The organism is Piezobacter thermophilus (genome assembly GCF_055386745.1).
The window spans coordinates 3,166,244-3,186,561 of record NZ_AP042380.1; the positions used below are offsets into that span (position 1 = coordinate 3,166,244).

General features: G+C 67.2%; 18 protein-coding genes, 1 tRNA gene and 1 pseudogene. 10 read left to right on the forward strand and 10 right to left on the reverse strand.

The features are described from left to right. Window positions 1–103 precede the first annotated feature (103 nt). Entirely contained in the window at window positions 104–445 is a 342-nt protein-coding gene (locus tag ACZ5CM_RS15365) for a DUF2853 family protein (RefSeq protein WP_464639930.1), read from the forward strand. A 295-nt stretch (window positions 446–740) separates the two neighbouring features. Here ACZ5CM_RS15365 and ACZ5CM_RS15370 read toward each other — a convergent pair whose 3' ends face one another. From ACZ5CM_RS15370 to tsaD, 4 genes are read right to left on the reverse strand one after another with little or no spacing between them, the layout of a single operon-like run. After that, entirely contained in the window at window positions 741–1,163 is a 423-nt protein-coding gene (locus ACZ5CM_RS15370; RefSeq protein ID WP_464639932.1) for an EVE domain-containing protein, read from the reverse strand. Continuing rightward, window positions 1,163–1,435 carry a YciI family protein gene (locus ACZ5CM_RS15375; protein WP_464639934.1) on the reverse strand — a complete coding sequence of 91 codons (273 nt, stop codon included), beginning with the start codon at window positions 1,433–1,435 and terminating at the stop codon, window positions 1,163–1,165. The genes ACZ5CM_RS15370 and ACZ5CM_RS15375 overlap by 1 nt, the downstream gene beginning before the upstream one ends. A 1-nt stretch (window position 1,436) precedes the next feature. Next, window positions 1,437–2,399, reverse strand: coding sequence for an NAD(P)H-dependent glycerol-3-phosphate dehydrogenase (locus ACZ5CM_RS15380; RefSeq protein ID WP_464639936.1), 963 nt, complete (start codon window positions 2,397–2,399; stop codon window positions 1,437–1,439). Further along, the gene (tsaD, locus tag ACZ5CM_RS15385; RefSeq protein ID WP_464639937.1) at window positions 2,396–3,493 is read right to left on the reverse strand and encodes a tRNA (adenosine(37)-N6)-threonylcarbamoyltransferase complex transferase subunit TsaD; all 1,098 of its coding nucleotides are present in this window, start codon (window positions 3,491–3,493) and stop codon (window positions 2,396–2,398) included. The genes ACZ5CM_RS15380 and tsaD overlap by 4 nt, the downstream gene beginning before the upstream one ends. Window positions 3,494–3,570: 77 nt before the next feature. On the opposite strand from tsaD, the gene ACZ5CM_RS15390 reads away from it, so the two are divergent. The 4 genes from ACZ5CM_RS15390 to ACZ5CM_RS15405 all read left to right on the forward strand — a co-directional run bounded on the left by ACZ5CM_RS15390 (window position 3,571) and on the right by ACZ5CM_RS15405 (window position 7,381). Further along, entirely contained in the window at window positions 3,571–4,299 is a 729-nt protein-coding gene (locus ACZ5CM_RS15390; RefSeq protein WP_464639938.1) for a uroporphyrinogen-III synthase, read from the forward strand. 22 nt (window positions 4,300–4,321) lie between these two features. Next, entirely contained in the window at window positions 4,322–5,698 is a 1,377-nt protein-coding gene (locus tag ACZ5CM_RS15395) for a COG4223 family protein (protein WP_464639940.1), read from the forward strand. 10 nt (window positions 5,699–5,708) lie between these two features. Next, the gene (locus ACZ5CM_RS15400; RefSeq protein ID WP_464639942.1) at window positions 5,709–7,238 is read left to right on the forward strand and encodes a heme biosynthesis HemY N-terminal domain-containing protein; all 1,530 of its coding nucleotides are present in this window, start codon (window positions 5,709–5,711) and stop codon (window positions 7,236–7,238) included. Between the two features lie 67 nt (window positions 7,239–7,305). Continuing rightward, a tRNA-Thr gene (locus ACZ5CM_RS15405) sits at window positions 7,306–7,381 on the forward strand. Window positions 7,382–7,450: 69 nt separating this feature from the next. On the opposite strand, the pseudogene ACZ5CM_RS15410 reads toward ACZ5CM_RS15405, so the two are convergent. The 3 genes and pseudogenes from ACZ5CM_RS15410 to ACZ5CM_RS15420 all read right to left on the reverse strand — a co-directional run. Next, window positions 7,451–7,803, reverse strand: a pseudogene (locus ACZ5CM_RS15410) (IS110 family transposase); the annotation flags it as partial. An 11-nt stretch (window positions 7,804–7,814) separates the two neighbouring features. Next, a complete protein-coding gene (locus ACZ5CM_RS15415) occupies window positions 7,815–8,750 on the reverse strand; it encodes a carbon-nitrogen hydrolase family protein (protein ID WP_464639944.1) in 936 nt (311 codons plus the stop codon). A 12-nt stretch (window positions 8,751–8,762) separates the two neighbouring features. Next, entirely contained in the window at window positions 8,763–9,644 is an 882-nt protein-coding gene (locus ACZ5CM_RS15420) for a class I SAM-dependent methyltransferase (RefSeq protein ID WP_464639946.1), read from the reverse strand. Window positions 9,645–9,825: 181 nt separating this feature from the next. Here ACZ5CM_RS15420 and ACZ5CM_RS15425 point away from each other — a divergent pair, with 181 nt between their 5' ends. The 4 genes from ACZ5CM_RS15425 to smc all read left to right on the forward strand — a co-directional run bounded on the left by ACZ5CM_RS15425 (window position 9,826) and on the right by smc (window position 16,379). Further along, a complete protein-coding gene (locus ACZ5CM_RS15425) occupies window positions 9,826–11,499 on the forward strand; it encodes a winged helix-turn-helix domain-containing protein (RefSeq protein ID WP_464639948.1) in 1,674 nt (557 codons plus the stop codon). Between the two features lie 89 nt (window positions 11,500–11,588). Continuing rightward, window positions 11,589–12,376, forward strand: a protein-coding gene (locus ACZ5CM_RS15430) for an IS5 family transposase (protein WP_464638555.1) whose coding sequence is annotated in 2 segments (ribosomal slippage) — window positions 11,589–11,928 and window positions 11,928–12,376 — 789 coding nt in all. Because the reading frame shifts where the segments join, the coding sequence is not laid out codon by codon here. A 35-nt stretch (window positions 12,377–12,411) separates the two neighbouring features. Continuing rightward, entirely contained in the window at window positions 12,412–12,741 is a 330-nt protein-coding gene (locus tag ACZ5CM_RS15435; protein ID WP_464639949.1) for a hypothetical protein, read from the forward strand. Window positions 12,742–12,923: 182 nt separating this feature from the next. Beyond that, a complete protein-coding gene (gene smc / locus ACZ5CM_RS15440) occupies window positions 12,924–16,379 on the forward strand; it encodes a chromosome segregation protein SMC (RefSeq protein ID WP_464639951.1) in 3,456 nt (1,151 codons plus the stop codon). 118 nt (window positions 16,380–16,497) lie between these two features. Here the strand turns inward: smc and ACZ5CM_RS15445 are convergent, their stop codons facing one another. After that, window positions 16,498–18,192: an acyl-CoA dehydrogenase family protein gene (locus tag ACZ5CM_RS15445; RefSeq protein ID WP_464639953.1), complete on the reverse strand. Its 1,695-nt coding sequence runs from the start codon at window positions 18,190–18,192 to the stop codon at window positions 16,498–16,500. 144 nt (window positions 18,193–18,336) lie between these two features. Here ACZ5CM_RS15445 and ACZ5CM_RS15450 point away from each other — a divergent pair, with 144 nt between their 5' ends. Then, on the forward strand, window positions 18,337–19,104 hold the full coding sequence (locus ACZ5CM_RS15450; RefSeq protein ID WP_464639955.1) for a sulfite exporter TauE/SafE family protein: 768 nt from the start codon (window positions 18,337–18,339) through the stop codon (window positions 19,102–19,104). Between the two features lie 18 nt (window positions 19,105–19,122). Here ACZ5CM_RS15450 and ACZ5CM_RS15455 read toward each other — a convergent pair whose 3' ends face one another. Then, window positions 19,123–19,650, reverse strand: a complete 528-nt coding sequence (locus tag ACZ5CM_RS15455; RefSeq protein ID WP_464639957.1) for a hypothetical protein — start codon at window positions 19,648–19,650, stop codon at window positions 19,123–19,125. A 51-nt stretch (window positions 19,651–19,701) separates the two neighbouring features. Beyond that, complete coding sequence (locus tag ACZ5CM_RS15460; RefSeq protein WP_464639959.1) at window positions 19,702–19,998, reverse strand: hypothetical protein; 297 nt, start codon at window positions 19,996–19,998, stop codon at window positions 19,702–19,704. Window positions 19,999–20,318 lie beyond the last annotated feature (320 nt).

The following is a 20,318-nucleotide window of genomic DNA, read 5'->3' on the forward strand; positions in this document are numbered from 1 at the left end:
GGCCCCAGGGCCGGGCGGGATTTTTCCTTGTTCGGTTGGCGGGCATCGTTAAGGTCTTTCTGCCAGCAAGGTTAATTCATCGGGAACCTGAAGGGAGGATTTCATGGGTAGACGGGACGAATTGATTGAAAAATATGCCGACGATCTGAGGAACAAGTGCGGGATGGAGCCGGACATGGACCTGCTGACCAGGGTCACGATCGGCTGCGGGCCTTCGATCTATGACGCGGACGCCTCGACCGTGGCGGCAACGCAGGAGGGCGAGCTGGAAACGGTCAAGAACAATTTTCTGATCAGGAAGCTGGGGCTGGAGGACGGCCCGGAACTGATGGAAGCGATCGAGAAGGTGATCGATACCTATGGCCGCTCGGAACGAAACAAGTATCGCGCGGTGATCTACTACATGCTGGTCAAGCATTTCGGCAGGGAATCGGTTTACCGCTGATCCCCCGCAGCCGGAGGGGGCCAGCCCCCTCTGGGCCTGCGGCCCATTCACCCCCGGAGTATTTTCTGCAAGAGGAAGGGCGTGCCGGATTTTAGGCGTTTTTTTCGGGCTTTGGGTTTGCGGGACGGGGTGCGGGTCGGATAGGTTGGCATTGCGGCCAGGACGGCCGGAACCTTTGGTTTTCTGAACGCGTGTGTGGTGGTGGAGATGCACGCGGGGTGAGGGGAAGGTTCCGGTCAGGCCGGGACCTTCCCGCTTTTCCGTACCGGCGTTTCCCTGTCGGCAGGGGGGCGCTTCAGTCGGGTTCGGTATCACCCATCTCGCAGATGATCCGCCATTCCCTGTCGGTTACGGGCTGCACCGAAAGGCGCGAATTCCTGACCAGCACCATGTCGGCAAGGCGGGGATCGGCCTTGATTTCGTCCAGCGTCACGGGGCGGGCAAGCGGGCGCAGGGCGCGCACGTCCACGCATTCCCAGCGCGGGTCGTCGGTGGTGCTGTCGGGGTGGGCCTCGGTGCAGATCTCGACGATGCCGACGATCGCCTTCTCCTTCATGGAGTGGTAGAAGAAGCCGCGTTCGCCCGGCTTCATCTGGCGCATGAAGTTGCGCGCCTGGTAGTTGCGCACGCCGTCCCATTCCTCGCATTCGGGGGCTTTGGCAAGCTGGTCCTGCCAGCTCCAGGTGGACGGTTCGGATTTGAACAGCCAGTATGCCATCAGCCGATCACCTTCTTCCAGGGGATGAGTTCGACCGATTCGAACAGTCCCGCCCGGGCGTAGGGGTCGTTTTCGGCCCAGCGCCGGGCGGCCTGCATGTCGTCCACGTCGAGGATCACAAGAGATCCGCACATCTGGCCCTGTTCGTCCAGGAACGGGCCTGCCTGCGCAACTACGTCGGTTTCCCTGATATAGGCAAGGTGTGCTTCGCGGTTGTCCAGCCGGGTCTGCAACGCGCCCGGCCGGTCGCGGGCGATCAGGGCGATCAGCATGTCATTCCTCCTTCAGCGGCCGGGCCAGCAGCCGGGCCATGGCATCATCCAGCGTGAGGGTGCGGTCGAGAAGGCCGGTGACGCAAGCGGTAATCGGCATCTCGATCCCCATGGCGCCGGCCTTTTGCGCCACCGCATGCGCGGTGGCGGCCCCCTCGACGGTCTGAGACGGGTCGAAGCTTTCGCCCCGCCCCAGCGCCAGCCCGAGGCGGTAGTTGCGCGACTGTTCCGAGGTGCAGGTCAGCGCCAGGTCGCCGAAGCCCGACAGCCCGGCCAGGGTTTCGGGCCTGGCGCCCAGCCGCAGCGCCATGCGCTGCATCTCGGCATAGCCGCGGGTCATCAGCGCCGCCCGCGCGCTGTCGCCAAGCCCGGCGCCGATCACCGCGCCGCAGGCGATGGCGATCACGTTCTTGAGCGCTCCGCCCAGTTCGGCGCCGATCGTGTCGGTGGTGCGATAGAGTCTGAGATTCGCGGTCGTCAGCGCCCGTTGCAACCGCTCGCCCAGCGTCGAGTCGGCGCAGGCCAGCGTCAGCGCGGTCGGCAGGCCGCGGGCGATGTCGCGGGCAAAGCTGGGGCCAGTGAGCAGCGCCGGGCGCGCCTGCGGCAGGGCGTCGGCGATGACCGCGACCGGGCCGCGGCCGCTGTGCAGCTCGATCCCCTTGCAGCAGGCGACAAGGGTTCTGCCCTCAAGCGCCGCCCGGTATTGCCCCAGCATCCGCCCCAACTGCTGCATCGGCACTGCCAGCAGCAGGGTTTCATGTGCGGCCGCTGCCGTCATGTCGGCCGTCACCGCTACCGCGTCGGGCAGGGCGACCCCCGGCAGGCGGGTTGCGTTCTCGCGGCGGCGGCGCATGTCGCGGGCGTGATCCGGCGCACGCGCCCAGAGCGTCACCGCACCCTTTCCGGCCAACGAGATCGCCAGTGCCGTACCGAAGGCACCTGCGCCGAGGACTGCCACGCTCATGCCTTGGCCCCCTTTCTGCCGCCCCCGATCAGCGCCGCAGCCTTGCGGTCCAGAGGCCAGCGCGGCCGAGCGGCCAGATCCATCCCGTCACGCACCCCGGCGCGGTAGAGCTCCAGCCCGGCCCAGGCGATCATGGCCGCGTTGTCGGTGCACAGCGCCAGCGGTGGCGCCGAAAATGCGACACCGGCCTCGTCGCAGACGGCCTTCAGCGCGGCGCGGATCGCGCGGTTGGCCGACACCCCTCCGGCAACCGCGATCAGCGGCCGCCGCGGGGCCTGCTCCTGGTAGAGGCGCAGCGCCCGGCGGGTCTTTTCCGTCAGCACCTCCACCACCGCCTGCTGGAAGCTCGCGCACAGATCGGCCCGATCGGCCCGGGTCAGCCCGCCCTTTTCGGCTACGATCCGGTCGCGTTTGCGAAGCACGGCGGTCTTCAGCCCCGAGAATGACAGGTTGCAGTCGTCCCGGTCCAGAAGCGGGCGGGGGAAACGGAACCGGGACGGGTCGCCCTTCGCGGCCTCGGCCTCGACCGCGGGGCCTCCGGGTTGCGGCAGGCCAAGCAGGCGGGCCACCTTGTCGAACGCCTCGCCCGGGGCGTCGTCGATGGTGCCGCCAAGGCGGGTGAATTCCTGCGGGCCGTGGACGATCAGATACTGGCAATGCCCGCCGGAGACGAGCAGCATCAGATAGGGATAGTCCACCCCGTCCGTCAGGCGCGGGGTCAGCGCGTGGCCGGCCAGGTGGTTGACCCCGATCAGCGGCAGCCCCGTTGCCGCGGCCAGCCCCTTTGCGCACATCACCCCCGCCATCACGCCGCCGATCAGCCCCGGCCCTGCGGTCACCGCGATGGCGTCGAGATCGGCAAGGCGCACGTCGGCGCGCGCCAGCGCCTCCTTCACGCACAGGTCCAGCTTTTCCGCATGCGCCCGCGCGGCGATCTCGGGCACCACACCGCCGAAGTCCGCGTGCAGGTCGCTCTGGCCGAACACCACCGAGGACAGGATTTCGCCGCGCCCATCCTCACGCAGGCGCACGACTGCCGCGGCGGTGTCGTCACAGCTGCTTTCCAGCCCGAGTATGGTCAGCCTTTGCGTCATGGCGCCTGCCAGGTTGCATATGTTGCCGCAGGGGGGTATCACCCCGGACCCCGGCAAACAATCCCGAGGCGCAAGGAATGGTGACGCTGTTGATGACCCGCGCAGAGGATGCGTCAAGGCGTTTCGTCCAGCGCCTGCCCGAGGAATTGCGCGCGCGGCTGCGGGTTGTCACCTCTCCGCTGATCGGGGTCGCGCCCGTGACCGGAACGCTCGATCCAGGCCGGGCGCGGGGGATCATCTTCACCTCGGGCAACGGGGTTGCGGTCGCGTCATCGCTGACCCGGCGCCGGGATATCCCCTGTTTCTGCGTGGGCCGGGCCACGACAGAGGCGGCAAGGGCCGCGGGCTGGAAGGCCGACTGCGCCGGGCGCACTGCCGATGAGCTGGTCGCCGATCTTTCCGCACGCCGCCCGGCGGCCCCCTTGCTGCATCTTCGCGGGAAGCACGCGCGCGGCAACATCGCCACCCGGCTGACCGCCGCCGGCGTCGAGACGCACGAACAGGTGATCTACGACCAGCACCTGCTGCCGCTGAATGCGCGGGCCAGGGCCGCCCTGGCCGGGACCGAACCGGTGATCGTGCCTCTTTTTTCGCCCCGCACAGCGCGACATTTTGCCAGCCTTTGCCGGGCGCGCGCGCCGCTTTACATCGCCGCCATGAGCGAGGCCGTCGCGGAACCGCTTGTTTCCTTGGGCCCGAGCGCCCTTGACGTGGCCGAGGCGCCCGAGGCGCAGGCCATGGCCGAGGCCGTCGCGCGGCTGGCCCGCCGGGCCGGTCGGGTTGTCGGCCCATCGGGCGGGCATTAGTGTTTGCCGGTGGCTTGCCGGCATGAATTTCGAGAATCGCAAGGGGGACAGCCAGGTGGCTGACAATTCCAGACCCGAACCCGAAACCGGGCCCGAAACCGGAACCGAACCGGACAGGCCAGAGGCCGACACGCAGGCAAAGGAGCAGCGGCCCGCGCCGGCACCGGACGGCGAAGACGGCCCGGCCGGGGCGACGGATGCCGCTGCCGGCTCGGACGCACCGGAAGGCTCCGAACCCCGCGAGAGCGGCGAGGACGCGGATCAGGCCCGACCCGAGGAAGCCCCGAGTGGACCGGATGCCGAACCCGCCCCCGAAACCCCGGCCGCGCAACCGCCCGAACCCGCGCCCGAACAGGTGTCCGGCCGCGCGGTCGAACGCAGGGGCAGCATTTTGCCCGTTCTGATCGGCGGGATCGTGGCGGCGGTCCTGGGCGGGGTCGTCGCGCGCAGCCCGCTGCTCGACCCGTGGCTGCCCGCCGGGTGGCGCGCGCCCGACTACAGCAGCACGATAGCCGAGCTTCAGCGCCGCAGCGACGATCAGGCAACGGCAATCGCGCAGCTGCGGCAGAGGATCGAGGCCGTGAAGATCCCCGACATCGCGCCCCTGCAAAGCCGGATCGAGGCGCTGGCCGGGCAGGTTTCTCCCCTGTCCGGCGGGCTTGAGCGGCTCGACGGCCGCATCGCCGCGCTCGCAACCCGCCTCGACGACCTCGACACCCGCCTGAGCGAAGTGGAAAGGCGCCCCCTCACCGAAAGCGCCAGCCCCGCCGCCGTTGCCGCCTATGAGCGCGAACTGGCGGCGCTGCGCGAGTCGCTTGCCGCTCAGCGAGCCGAGGTGGAGCAGATGATCGCATCCGCCCGCGCGAAAGAGGCCGAGGCCCGCGCGCTGGAGGAAAAGGCCGCGGAACAGGCCAGGCTGGCCGCGATCCGCGACATGCTGGCACGGCTGCGCGGCGCGCTGGACGACGGCGCCCCCTATGAGCCGATCCTTGACGATCTGTCCGCGGCGGGGCTGGCCATTCCCGCGGAACTTGCGGCGCAGGCGGCAGATGGCGTGGCCACCATGGCCGCCCTGCGCGAAAGCTTCCCCCCCGCCGCCCGCGCCGCCCTGGCCGCCGTGCGCGCGGAAAACAGCGGCAAGGGCGGCATCGGCGCATTTCTGAAACGCCAGCTGGGCATGCGCTCGGTCGCGCCGCGCGCGGGCGACGATCCCGATGCCATCCTGTCCCGGGCCGAAGCCGCCCTGGTCGAAGGCCGCCTCGCCGATGCGCTGTCGGAAATCTCCGCGCTGCCGCCGGTGGCACGCGACGCCCTGGCCGAATGGGAGGCCCGCGCCGCCGCCCGGCAATCCGCGCTTGTGGCCGCCGATGCGCTGGCCCGAAGCCTGAATTCGAATTGAGGGGCCTGCCATGTTGTGGTCGCTGATCAAGATCCTCGCCTTCGTCGCCATCATCGCCCTTGCGGCGCTGGGCGCGGGCTACCTGATGGAAACCCAGGGCGGTGTTCAGATCACCGTGGCGGGCACCGAATTCACCCTGGGCCCGCTGCAATCGGTCATCGCGCTGATCCTTCTGGTGGTCCTGATCTGGCTGGGGCTCAAGCTGGTCTCGCTGCTGGTGGCGGTGCTGAAATTCCTCAACGGCGACGAAACCGCGATTTCCCGCTTTTTCGACCGCGGGCGCGAACGGCGCGGCTATCGTGCCCTGACCGAGGCCATGCTGGCGCTGGCGGCAGGGGAAGGACGACAAGCCATGGCCCGGGCCGCCAAGGCCGAAAAACTCCTGCGCCGGCCGGAGCTGACCACGCTGATCACCGCCCAGGCGGCCGAGCTGGCAGGCGACACCCGCCGGGCCGAGGCCGCCTACAAGAAACTGATCACCAATCCCGCGACCCGCTTTGTCGGGGTGCGGGGTGCGCTCAAGCAGCGCCTTGCCTCGGGCGACGATGAAACCGCCCGCAAGCTGGCCGAAAAGGCACTTGAGATGAAGCCGGCCCATGCGGAAACGCAGGACATCCTGCTTTCACTCCAGACCCGGGCCGAGGACTGGGCCGGCGCCCGTCGCACTCTGGGCGCGAAACTGAAATCCGGCACCCTTCCCAAGGACGTCTTCAGGCGTCGCGACGCGGTTCTGGCGCTGGCACAGGCGCGCGACATCGTGGCCGAGGACGCCTCGGTCGAGGCCCGCGAAAAGGCGATCGAGGCCAACCGCCTTTCCCCCGGCCTGGTGCCGGCGGCGGTGATGGCGGCGCGCGGATATATCGAGATGGGCAAGCCGCGCAATGCTGCGCGCATCATCAGGAAGGCGTGGGAGATGCAACCGCATCCCGATCTGGCCGCCGTCTTCGCCGAAATCGCCCCCGACGAGACCCCGCAGCAGCGGATCAGGCGCTTCGCGACGCTGACGAGAATCCACCCCGATCACCCGGAAACCCGCCTGCTTCTGGCCGAGTTGAACGTCGCCGCTGAAGACTTCCCCGAAGCGCGGCGTGCGCTGGGTGATCTGCCGGTAAAGGGGGGCGATGCGCGGGCGCATGTGATCATGGCGGCAATCGAACGCGGCGAGGGCGCGCCCGATTCGGTGGTCAAGGGCTGGCTGGCCAAGGCGCTGACGGCGCCGCGCGGCCCGCAATGGGTCTGTGCCAAATGCCATCATGCCCATGCCGAATGGGCACCGGTCTGCGAGGAATGCGGCGCCTTCGATACTCTCGCCTGGACCGCGCCGCCCGACTCGGATGCGACGGCCGCCACCGGGGCGCACATGCTGCCTCTCATCATCGGAGCCATCGAGGACGGGTCCGCAAAACGAGACGTGGCAGAGAAGAGCGCCGAAGAGATCGTCGAGGAAACCGCCGGGGAAGCCGCCGAAGCCCGCCTGGACGACAAGGACGCCCCCGAGGAGGGCGATGTCGAAATGGTCGGCACCGGAGCGCGCAAATAACCCCTTTCCAGTGCGCCGCGCCGGTGATATGAGGCGCGGCGCAAGGGCAACCTTCGCACATGGAAGTGCCGGTGTAGCTCAGCTGGTAGAGCACGTCATTCGTAATGATGGGGTCGGGGGTTCGAGTCCCTTCACCGGCACCACTTCCTGCCCCCGCGCGGCTGGACCTGCAGCAGCATCGTTCCGCTCCTTTGACTTGGTATTCTGCCACAAGGGAGAGGCATCATGGCACAGAGACCAACCGCTGAGTTTCGCGCAGAAGCTGTGCGGCTGGCCTCGGATTTGAGCCGTTCCGGGTTTCGCCTGCCGTCAGCAGAAACCGAGCAGCGCTGGCAAGGCCAACAGATGGACGCGCAAGAAGATCAGAGGCCAGTTCCTTCGCAATTTCCGTGACCATCGCACCGAGATCGGCGATCTCATCATGCAGTTCTGGATACCGGCGCGCCAGCGATTTGAGCGCGATCCGATAGGCTTCGTCGATGTCTCGATTCGCGGTCAGGTCGGGGCGCCAGGCTTCCGGCGTGTGGATCAGCTGCATGCGCGTCACGCTCCGCGATGGATCGCGGCCGCCATGACTCAGCCCTCGAAACGCGCCGGGGGCTGGGGCGCGCGGTTCACCGAAAGGCTCAGCACGTCGGGCCGCGCATAGTGGCCGGCCACGTCGAACTTGCGCCGGGCGGCGGGGGCGGCGGCGGGGTCGATCTCGGCAAACAGGATGCCCTTTTCACGGTGCATCGGCCCGGCATGGACGCCGCCGAAGGGCTTGTAGACCACCGCATCGCCCGGGTTCACCCATTCGCCGCCGTTGGGGAACAGCTTGTCGAAATGGGGGGCGTCCCTGGGGGTGTCGGCCACTTCCAGCGCGGTGGCGCAGCCGATCACCCAGCAGCCGCCTTCGCGGGCGATATGCTGCATGGTCGCCAGCCAGGTTTCGCCGCTGTCCCAGGTCGGCGCCACATAGATGTCGATGTTCTGGGCGTAAAGCGCAAACCGCGCCAGCGGCATGTAGTTTTCCCAGCAGATCAGCGCCCCGACCCGGCCCACGGCGGTTTCCACCACCCGCAGGCCGGACCCGTCGCCAAAGCCCCAGACCATCCGTTCGGGGTTGGTGGGCATCAGCTTGCGGTGGTTGTTCAACAGCTTTCCATCGGCGTCGATGATCGCACAGGCGTTGTAGAGCGTCGAGCCGCTCACCGCCCCGTCGCGTTCCTGATAGCCGGCGACGATCACCGCGGAATGTTCGCGCGCCGCCTCCTGCAGCGGCGCCAGCCCGCCGTGGGCGGTGTCGATGGCGTTGGCCTGGAGACGGGCGAACAGATCGTCCGTCATCCCCATGCCGGCGCCGGGCGCCAGCCGCCAGACAAAGGTGGGGTAGCCGGGAAACCAGGCCTCGGGGAACACCACCATCTGCGCCCCCTCGCCCGCCGCACGCGCGATCAGCCAGACCGCACGCGCCATGGTCGCCTCGAGGTCCAGCCAGACCGGCGGCTCCTGGATGACGGCAAGTTTCATCGCCCGCCCTCCTCAGTTGCGGCCGGAGGCGACGACCAGCTCGCACGGGCCGACAAAGCCCTGCCCGGTCTCGAACGCCTTGAGCGCGGTATGGATTTCGTCCCAGACCTCGTCCTGCTCGGCAGCCGAAAGCCCGCCAAGCATCTGGTGCAGCGCGCCGAAGCTTTCGCGCTCGAAGCGCAGGCAGTCGGCGGCGCTGGGCAGGATCACCGGCGCCTGAACAACCCGTTCCTCGATCTCGGAAAACCCGGCCTCTTCCAGCACGCCGGCCAGCACCCCCGGCCCGCCCAGCGAAAACGGCCCCGGCTGGCCCGGCAGCGGCGGCGGCAGCTTGGCGCGCTCGCGGATGATGCGCACCGGCACCGAAAAGAAGCCGTTGTTTTCAGGGGTCGAATAGACGATCGTCGCGAACCGCCCGCCTGGCCTCAGCGCCCTGCGGATGCCGGCCAGCGCCACCTGCTGGTCGGGAAAGTAGATCATGCCAACCCGCGAAATCGCGGCGTCGAAACTGGCCGGCGGCAGGTCGAGCGCTTCGCCGTCCATCACCCGGGTCTCGAGGTTGGAAAACCCGTGGGCGCGCGCGTTCTCGGCGGCGAATTCCAGGATGTTTTCGGAAATGTCGGTGGCCAGCACCCGGCCGCTGCCGCCCACGCGCTCGGCCGCCATCAGCGACTGGTCGCCGGCGCCCGCGGCCACGTCCAGCACCTGGCTGCCGGGCCTGACATCGGCCATGTCCAGCATCACCTCGGTGGCCGGGCCAAGCCAGTCGCGCAGCAGTTTCCCCCAGTCGTTCCAGGCCTTGGCCGCCTCTTGCCACTGTGCGTGGGTGGTCTTCTTGTAGGCGTCCGGGTCGAATTTCGCAGCGGGTACGGCGGTATCTGTCGCGGTGTTCATGGCGTTTCTCCTCTGTTGGATCGCATGGTGGGTCGCGTCGCATTGCGCCGGGCAGGATGGTCGCGGCGGAACGCCCGAGTCGTCCCGAAGGAAATCCCATGAAATTCCCATTTTTGCGCTATACTGGGGACTTGCCCCACCCGGCTTGCGGGGGGCTTGCCACGAAACCGAACAGCCCTCGATGCCCGACGAAACGCGCGAAACCGAAACGGCCAGGGCCACCGGCGGGGCGGGGCGGGTCGGCGACTGCATCGTTGATCCGGCCACCAACCAGATGGCCTGCGGCGACGCGCGCGTGCATCTCGAGCCGCGCTCGATGGAGGTTCTCGTCCATCTGATCGAAAATGCCGGCCAGGTGGTTTCGCGTGACCGGCTCCAGAGCGCAATCTGGGGCGAGGTGGTGGTGGGCGACGAGTCGCTGACGAATGCGATCATCAAGATCCGCAAGGCTCTGGGCGACGATGCCCGCAACCCGCGCTACGTGGAAACCATTCCCAAGCGCGGCTATCGCCTTGTTGCGCAGGTCACACCGCTGGCGCCTCCGAAACCCGGCATCTTTCACGGTCCTGCTCCGTCCGGGGCCGCGCGCGGTCTGCAGCCGGCCCTGCTCGGGGTTGGTCTGGTGGTTGTCGCGCCGGCCGGAGTTCTGGTCTTGCCGCTGATGAGGGAGCCGGCGCGGCCTCCACCCAAGATTGCCGGCCCGGATGCTTCCGCGGCCGGGCTGCGCGTCATGATCCGACCCTTTGTCAACCTTGGCGAAGACAATTCCCGCGACTATCTGGTGCGCGGGCTGGAAGAAACGGTGGTCAACCAGCTCAGCGGCAAGCCGGATCTGACCATCATTCATCCGCCCGCGGGTGCCGACATCGACTCCGATTTCGTGCTTGAGGGGGTGGTCCTGCCCGGACCGGACGCGGTGCGTGTAACCATCCGGCTGATTGATGCCAGAGACGGAACCATCCTGGCCAACGAGCAGCTTGAACAGCCCCTTGCAGACCTTCTCGAGATGGAACGCGCCATCGAATCCCGGGTCATCAGGGCGCTGGCGCTTGACATCGAACAGGCCGACCTGGCGCGGCGGGCCTCGGGCTATACCGACAGCACCAGTGCGTTCGATCTTTTCCTGCAGGCGCAGGCGGCGCTGCTGGTCCGCGGCAGGGACGCCAATCGTCAGGCGCAGAGGCTTTACCGCGAGGCGATCCGCCACGACCCGCGTTTCGCCCGCGCCTATGGCGGGCTGGCGCTGAGCCTGGCGGCCGAATACCGCAACGGCTGGGCCTCTGACCCTGCCGCGGCCCTGAGCGGGGCGCTGGAAATGGCCCGCACGGCGCTGGAAATCGCCCCCGATCTGCCGGAACAATTCTGGGTGGTCGGCTATGTGCGTACCCAGAAACGCGAGTTTCCGGCAGCGCGCGAAGCGCTTCAACAGGCCCTGAAGCTGCGCCCGGATTACGCCGACGCACATGCATTGCTTGGCGGGATCGCCACCTATGAAGGCCGGCCGCAGAACAGCCTGCCCAGCCTGCGGAAAGCCATCCTGCTGCGGCCCGAGGCGGGGTATCTGTATTTTCTGCTGCTGGGACGGGCCTACTATTTTCTGGGGGATTGCGAGCAGGCCGAATTCAACCTGGCAGAAGCGTTGGCACGCAATCCCGACAACCTTGAGGCCCATCTGTATCACGCGGCCTGCCTGCTGCGTCTCGGCAGGGTGGATGATGCCGAATGGGAGGCGGAGGAAATCCGAATCCTCGAACCTGGATTCCTTCTGGACAGGTTCTTCCGATCCTACCCGATGGCCGACAAGGCGCAGATCAACATGCTGACATCGGATTTACGGCAGGTGCGCCTGGAGTGAAACGGGGCTCTACCGCCGCCTCCGTCTAGGCCGTGTTGACAAAAAGGATTCACACGGAGCTGTAGACGTGATTCAAGCTGGTATCTTCAATGGAGGTCAGCTTGGCACGAGACCTGATGTCGGACGAGGAATGGGCGTTCTTTGAACATTTCATTCATGCGATCCGCGCCCCCAACGGGCGCAAACCCACCAACCATCGCCTTGTTCTTGATGGGATTTTCTGGATCACGCGAACCGGAGCCCCATGGCGTGACCTGCCCGAAGAGTTCGGCAAATGGTCCAGCGTTTACCGCCAGTTCCGACGTTGGACGCTGGCCGGGTTGTGGGAGCAGATCATGGATGCTTTGAACGAGAGCGGTGCCGTTCCAGACGCGCTGCAGATGATCGACAGCACCGTGGTTCGCGCCCATCATCAGGCAGCGGGCGCTAAAGGGGGACTCCGCGACAGGGTTTTGGCCGCTCAAGAGGTGGCTTCACGACCAAGATCCACCTCCGCGTCAAGGCGGCAGGCCTGCCCATGAGAACCGAGATTACTCCGGGTCAGACATCCGATTACCTCGGGTTCGACCTGGTCATGGCCGACAACCTGCCCGAGCCGAGGGTTCTGCTGGCGGACAGGGGCTATGATGCTGACAGCATTCGGGAAAAGATGAATGCGCGTGATGTTCTGACCCAAATTCCCATGCGCAAGTCCCGCAAGATGCGCGTCGGCGTCGATCACTCTCTGTATGCCCTGCGCAATCTTGTCGAGCGGTGTTTCAACAAGCTCAAAAATGCCCGGCGCGTCGCCACACGCTACGACAAGACCGCCGAAAGCTTCCTGGGTTTCATAGACATCACGTCAATCCGACTTTGGCTTCGCCTTTTGTCAACATGACCTAATTGTTAACCCGGAGATCCCATGATCCGGGCATGAGATTGCATTTCGCATGGTTTCTGGCCTTGTCGGTACTGTCGCTGGCAGGTTGCAATGCACCGGGCCAGCCCTTCCGCGGTCTGACTCCGACGCGGGTCGAGGTGGAGGGCAGCGTCTTCGACATCCGCGTGCGGGGTGAGTTTGCGGAGGCCATCCGCGTCAACCCGCAATATGCCCCCCGGTTCGAGCCGATCCGCGCCCGCGCGGCGGTTGCCTTTGCGCAGGTCAGCGGCTGTCGCGTGGTGGGGGTTCTTGGCGACCAGTCGTTGATGACCGCCAATCTCGATTGCAGCGATGGGTCGAAGAGGAAAGCGCCTCCTCCCTGACCGGCCGGCGGGGGCGTCGTGAACCCGTGCCGCACAGCCCGGTGCCGCGCGGATTCGGGCTGAATGACGCAATATATTGTGGATAAACACGACAGAGGTGCCATATACGCCTGCAGACATGTTGACTTGGCATGGTTCAAGTCGGAACATTCCGACTCTAGGGGAATCGGGACGGGCCTGTCTTGCGCTTTACCAAACTCAGACTCAACGGCTTCAAGAGCTTCGTCGATTCGACCGATCTGCTGATCGCCGACGGGCTGACCGGAATCGTCGGGCCCAATGGCTGCGGCAAGTCCAATCTGCTCGAGGCCCTGCGCTGGGTGATGGGGGAGAACCGGCCCAAGGCGATGCGCGGCGGCGGGATGGAAGACGTGATCTTTGCCGGTGCCGCCACCCGGCCCGCGCGCAACTTCGCCGAGGTCAGCCTGCTGATCGACAACAGCGAACGGCTGGCGCCGGCGGGGTTCAATGATTCGGACATTCTGGAAATCGTCCGGCGGATCACCCGCGACGTGGGCAGCGCCTACAAGGTCAACGGCAAGGATGTGCGCGCCCGCGACGTGCAGATGCTGTTTGCCGATGCCTCCACCGGCGCGCATTCGCCGGCGCTGGTCCGGCAGGGACAGATCGCGGAACTCATCAACGCCAAGCCGCGTGCGCGTCGTCGGGTACTGGAAGAGGCGGCGGGGATCTCGGGACTTTACCAGCGTCGGCATGAGGCCGAGCTGAAGCTGAAGGCGACCGAGGCCAACCTCGTGCGCGTCGAGGACGTGATCGAACGGCTTTCCCAGCAGCTGGCGCAACTGGCGCGTCAGGCCCGGCAGGCGGCGCGCTATCGCCAGATCGGCGAGGATCTGCGCCGTGCCGAAGGGATGCTTCTCTATCGCCGGTGGAAGGAGGCCGACGAGGCCCGCGCCGCTGCCGAAGGGGCGTTGCGGGAACGCGCGGTTGCGGCTGCGCGCGCCGAAACCGCCGCCCGCCGTGCCGGGAAGCTGCGTGCTGAACGCGAAGAGGCGCTGGCGCCGCTGCGCGAGGAAGAGGCAATTGCGGCGGCCGTTCTGCAACGGTTGCAGGTGCAGTACGGTGCCCTGACCGATCAGGAGGATCGCGCCCGCCAGACCATCGAGGCCCTGCAGGCCCGGATCGAACAGCTAGGCCGCGACATCGCGCGCGAACAGGGCCTCAGCCGCGATGCCGGCGACACCATCGAGCGGCTGGAATGGGAGGCGCGGGAACTGGCCCGCGCGGGTGAGGGTCACGACGAAAGGCTGGCCGAGGCCGCCGATCTGGCCCGGCAGGCGGCGGAGATTCTCAAGACGCGCGAGGCCCGGCTTTCCGAGGTGACCGAGGACGTGGCGCGTCTTGCCGCGCGTCACCAGTCGGTGCAGCGTCTGGTGGCCGACAGCCGCAAGACGCTGGCCCGCTCGGAGGCCGAGGAGGCCCGCGCCCGCGAGGCCATGGCCGAGGCAAAACGGGCGCTGACCCGCGCCGGCGAGGCCTTCGAGACGGCCGGCCGGGCCGAGTCGGATGCAATTGCGGCGGCCGAGGCGGCCGAGGCGAAGCTGGCCGAAGCCGATGCCGCCCGGACCGAGATCCAGGCGCGCGAGGCCGAGGCCCGCGCCCAGCGGTCCGAGGCCGAGGGCGAGGCCGGGGCTCTGCGAGCCGAAGTGGCGGCGCTGGCCCGGCTGGTGGCGCGCGAGGCCGCCGAGGGCGGGCAGGTGCTGGACCTTGTACGGGTCGCGCCGGGCTATGAAAAGGCGCTGGGGGCGGCGCTGGCCGATGACCTGCGCGCGCCGCTGGTGGAAGCCGAGGGGCCGTCGGGCTGGCTTGCTCTGCCGGCTTATGATGCGGATCAGCCGCTGCCCGAAGGCGTGGTGCCGTTGGCCCGTTACGTGTCCGGGCCCGAGGCACTGGGCCGGCGGGTCGCGCAGATCGGGGTCGTCGATTCCGACGCGGCGGCGCGGTTGCAGCCGTTGTTGCGCCCCGGTCAGCGGCTGGTTTCCACCGAGGGTGACTTGTGGCGGTGGGACGGGTTCCGCGCCTGGGCCGAGGATGCGCCCAGCGCCGCGGCGTTGCGGCTGGAACAGCTCAATCGCCTGGAGGCGCTCAAGCAGGATCTAACCCGGGCCGAGGCGCGGGCCGAGGGCGCGCGCGCCGCGCATGAGCTGCTTGGCCGTCGCCTGGCCGAGGTGACCGAGGCCGACAAGGCCGCCCGCGATGCCCGCCGTGATGCCGACCGGCGCCTGGCCGAGGCTGCGCGCGCGCTCAGCCGGGCCGAGGCCGACCGCAACCTCGCGCAGGGCAGGCTTGAGACGTTGTCTCTGGCGGTTGAACGTCACCGCGAGGACGCGATGGAGGCCCGCCTGCGGCTGCGCGAGGCCGAGGCCGCATTGGCCGATCTGGGCGATCTGGAGGCTGCGCGGGCCGAGGTCGAGGACATCCGCCAGACGGTCGAGGCGGCGCGGATCACCATGCTGACCCGGCGTTCGGCGCATGACGAGCTGCGCCGCGAGGGCGAGGCCCGCACGCGTCGCGTGCAGGAGGTGGCGAAAGAGATCAGCGGCTGGCGGCATCGGCTTGACACTGCCGGCAAACGCATTGCGGAACTGGCCGAGCGCAAGGTCGTCCATGAGGAGGAGTTGCGCGAGGCCAGTGCGGCTCCGGCCGAGATTGCGGCCCGGCGTGACGAGTTGTCGAAGGCCATTTCCGAGGCCGAGGCGCGTCGGGCCCGCGCGGCGGACGCTCTGGCTGCGGCCGAGGCGGCATTGCGCGAGGCGCTCGGCCATGAGCGCGAGGCCGAGCGGCAGGCCTCGGAGGCGCGCGAGGCGCGCGCGCGGGCCGAGGCGCGCGTTGATGCGGCGCGCGAGGCGGTTCTGCATGCGGCCGAGCGTATCGCCGACGGCCAGCAGGTGACGCCGGAGCAGTTGCTCGATCTGCTGGGGGTGGATCCTGCGGCGATCCCGCCGGCCGAGGCGCTGGAGGCGGAGGTAAACCGGTACAAGCGACAGCGCGATGCGTTGGGCGCGGTGAACCTGCGTGCCGAAGAGGACGCCCGCGAGGTGCAGGTGGAACATGACGAACTGGCGGGCGAGAAGGCAGATCTCGAGGGGGCGGTGCGGACGCTTCGTTCCGGTATCGCCAGCCTCAACCGCGAGGGGCGCGAGCGGCTGCTGACGGCCTTCGAGCAGGTCAACGGCAATTTCGCGATGCTGTTCCGGCATCTCTTCGGCGGCGGCGAGGCGAACCTGGTCATGGTCGAAAGCGAGGATCCGCTGGAGGCGGGGCTGGAGATCATGTGCCAGCCGCCGGGCAAGAAGCTGAGCACGTTGTCGCTGCTGTCGGGGGGGGAGCAGACCCTGACGGCGCTGGCGCTGATTTTCGCGGTGTTCCTGGCCAATCCGGCGCCGATCTGTGTGCTGGACGAGGTGGACGCGCCGCTGGACGATGCCAATGTGGGGCGGTTCTGCGACATGCTGGACGAGATGTGCCGTCGGACCGAGACGCGGTTTCTGGTCATCACCCATCACGCCGTGACCATGAGCCGGATGGACCGGCTGTTCGGCGTGACCATGGCCGAGCAGGGGGTGTCGCAGCTGGTCTCGGTGGATCTGAAGAAGGCCGAGGCGCTGGTGGCGTAAGGCAGGCCGGGGCAGGGGGCTGTCTGCCCCCTCTTGGCCCGTGCCGGGCCAATTCACCCCCGAGAGTATTTGGGGCAAGAGGAAGTGCGGTGGCCGGTTTGCCTCGTTCTCTGCCGGCTCACCCGGCCAGCAGGCGGCGGGCGATCACCTGGGCCTGGATTTCCGCCGCGCCCTCGAAGATGTTGAGGATGCGCGCGTCGCAAAGGACGCGGGAAATCGGGTATTCCAGCGCGAAGCCGTTGCCGCCGTGGATCTGCAACCCGTTGTCGGCCGCAGCCCAGGCCACGCGGGCGGCAAGAAGCTTGGCCATGCCGGCCTCGAGGTCGCAGCGGTGGCCGTGGTCCTTCTCCCACGCGCTGAAATAGGTCAGCTGGCGGGCGATCATGATTTCGACCGCCATCATCGCCAGCTTGCCGGAGACCCGCGGGAAGGCGATCAGGGGCTTGCCGAACTGCTTGCGCTCCTCGGCGTATCGCAGGGCAAGGTCGAGCGCGCACTGGGCCACGCCGATGGCGCGGGCGGCGGTCTGGATGCGGGCCGATTCGAAGGTGCGCATGAGCTGCTTGAAGCCCTGCCCCTCGACCCCGCCGAGGAGGTTTTCGCCCTCGACGCGGAAATTGTCGAAGCTCAGCTCGTATTCCTTCATGCCGCGATAGCCGAGCACCTCGATTTCCGTGCCGGTCATGCCCTGGGACGGGAACGGGTCGTCGTCGGTGCCGGGGGTCTTTTCGGCCAGGAACATGCTCAGGCCCCGGTGATCGGTGGTGGCGGGATCGGTGCGGGCGAGAAGGGTCATAACATGGGTTCGCGCGGCGTGGGTGATCCATGTCTTGTTGCCGGTGATGCGCCAGTCGCCGTTCTCGTCGCGCACCGCGCGGGTGCGCAGCGCGCCGAGGTCCGATCCGGTGTTGGGTTCGGTAAAGACGGCGGTGGGCAGGATTTCGCCGCTGGCGATGCGGGGCAGCCATCTGGCCTTCTGCTCTTCGGTGCCGCCGCACAGGATCAGTTCGGCGGCAATTTCCGAGCGGGTGCCGAGGCTGCCCACGCCGATATAGCCGCGCGAGAGTTCCTCGGAGACGACCACCATCGATGCCTTGGAAAGGCCCAGCCCGCCATGTTCCTCGGGGATGGTGAGGCCGAAGACACCGAGTTCGGCCAGTTCCGAGATGATCTCCATCGGGATCAGCTCGTCCTTGAGGTGCCATTCATGGGCTACCGGTTCGATACGTTCGATCGCAAAGCGGCGGAACTGTTCGCGGATCATCTCCAGCTCGTCATCCAGCCCGGTGGCGCCGAAGGTGATGTTGCCGGCCTGCTCCTGCATCAGCTGGACGAGGCGGGTACGCGCGGCCTGGCTGTTGCCCTGGGCGATGAGCGTTCGCACCGCCCCTGCCGACAGCGGCGCGATGTCGTCGGGGCCAAGCCCGAGATCGGCAAGGCGGATGATTTCGCCCTGGCTCATGGGGATGCCGCCGGCGATCTGGGCAAGGTATTCCCCGAAGGCAATCTGGTGGATCAGCCGTTCGATTTCGCCGAACCGGCCCTGCTGGACCAGCCGGTCGGCCCAGTTCTGCATCTGGCGCAGGCTTTGCGCGTAGGTGGCCAGCCACGCCAGGCCATGGGCGGCGGGCTGGTGGGCCTCGATCAACGCCCCCGAAACCCTGCCATCGGCGGTGACCAGTTCGCGCAGCCTGGTCGTCGCGGTCGCAAGAACCGCGTCAACAGCGGGCAGGGCGGCCCGGGTCAGGGTGAGCAGGTCGGGCAGAAATGCTGTCTGTGTGGTCATCGGTCGATCCGGTCCGTCATGCGCCATGAATCACGTCCTTTGTTGGGTCGCCTGGTGGTAATCATTTTGCAAGTGCAGCGCAACAAAAATACCTTATTGGCATTCCCGGAGTTCTAATATTGCGCACCGAATTTTGCATCGCGGCGAGATGCAGGAATGGTATGAGGGGGCATGGATGCGATTTTCCCCTTCCTTTCGCTGACCGGGCTGGTCGTTGCCTGCCTTGCGGCGGTCGCGGCGGGGGTGGTCAAGGGCGCGGTGGGCTTCGGGATGCCGATGCTGCTGATATCGGTTCTCAGCGCCTTCCTGCCGCCGGACATCGCGCTGGCCGGGCTGATCCTGCCGACGGTGGTGACGAATGGCGCGCAGGCCTTCGGCCATGGCGCCCGCGCCGCGCTGGCCTCGGTCCGGCGGTTTCGCGTGTTTCTGCTTGCCGGCCTGGTGTTTCTTGCCATCAGCGCGCAGATGGTCAACTGGATCCCCGCGGCAACGCTTCTGGTGCTGATCTCGCTGCCGGTGACCGGGTTCGCGGCGATGCAGCTTGCGGGGGTGACATTCGCGCTTGCCCGGCAGTCGGTTCCCATCGAGGTTGCAGCCGGAGCGCTCGCCGGGTTCGTCGGGGGGCTCAGCGGCGTCTGGGGGCCGCCGACGGTGGCCTATCTCACGGCGCTGAACACGCAGAAGGCCGAACAGCTCAGGGTGCAGGGCGTGATCTATGGCCTCGGGGCGATTTCCCTTGTGGTGGCGCATCTGGGCTCGGGCGTGCTGCGGGCCGAGACCCTGCCCTTTTCGGCGTTGCTGATCGCTCCGGCGCTGGTCGGGCAATGGGTCGGCCGGGCGATCCATGATCGTATCGATCAGGAGACCTTTCGCCGGGCGACGCTGGTGGTACTGCTTCTGGCCGGGTTGAACCTGTTGCGCCGCGGTCTTCTGGGCTGACCGTGGCGGGCCTTTCCGTCAGGCGGTCCCGTGGTGACGCATGAAGCGGAAGAAGAACATCAGGAACATCATCAGGAAGAACAGACCGAAGAAATCGCCGATCAGGTAGGCCACGAAATCGACGGGCCGCGTGTCAAACGCCATGTTGGTCAGGGTGGCGATGATGACCGAGATCACGATCCCCGCCGCCATGACGCAGGGCCAGCAGGGTGGGGTGTTCCGCCCCGGCGAGAGGTTCCAGCCAAGCGCAGCCAGCAGACGGAAGGTGGCGGGCGCAGTGGCCACCGCGATGGCGATGGCCACGAGGCGGCTGGGCAGAAACACGTCGGCGCCGCCCACGAACCAGAACACGGCGAATACGCCGGGCAGCAGTGCGACGATCGCCCGCCACCCCAGCAGCCAGCCGGCAAGCACGCGTACGCCATGCGGCAGGAAAAGCAGGCTCGCATGACCGGCGAGAGCGGGGAAGAACAGGTCCTGGACCGGCCCGATGATCTTGAACGTCACGAAAGAGGCCGCGACGTAGGCCACCGAAGCAACGAACATCTCGATAAACAGGGAAGATGGCGAAGCTTCAGTTCGGCTCAAACCATGCCCTCAGCCGTTCGGTTTTCGATTTATCTCGTACAGACCGCGGCTGCGGCCCTGAGAGGGGGCAAGGTAACCCTTTTCGACGAGAGATTTCAATGCCCGGAAAAAGGTAGGCCGGGAAACCTCGGCGACCAGCGCATGTTCCATCAGGCCGGTGGTGCGGATCTGCTTTTCGGTTTTCGCGATGTCGCTGGCGGCATAGTAGATGTCGCGCTCCGTATGGGACAGTTCCTGCAGACCCAGGGACCGCTCCATCCCCAACAGAAGCTTGCGCAGTTCCGTCAGCTTGGAAATCTCAGGCATGTTCCGTTTGCTCCCGTGAGTGTCCATCCCGGGCTCATGGTAACCACGGGACACGGTTATCTCAATAGCTGCACGGTGTCTCATGTTGACACGAGAACCCGTTTCGCTAATCTGGCGCTACCGGCGGCGAGTGAGTGTGAGTGGTGGCTGCCGGTAATTTTGTCTGGCTTGTCTGCGGCGCCTTCGGGCGCCGCAATTCCGCCGCGCTATCCCCATATGTTCAACATTGTCCAGTAAATACTTCGTGAAGACGCTCAGAGCAATGAAAACATGGAAAAATCGACATGTTTTCGAGAACATCGACGGCGCGCGGGCGGCTT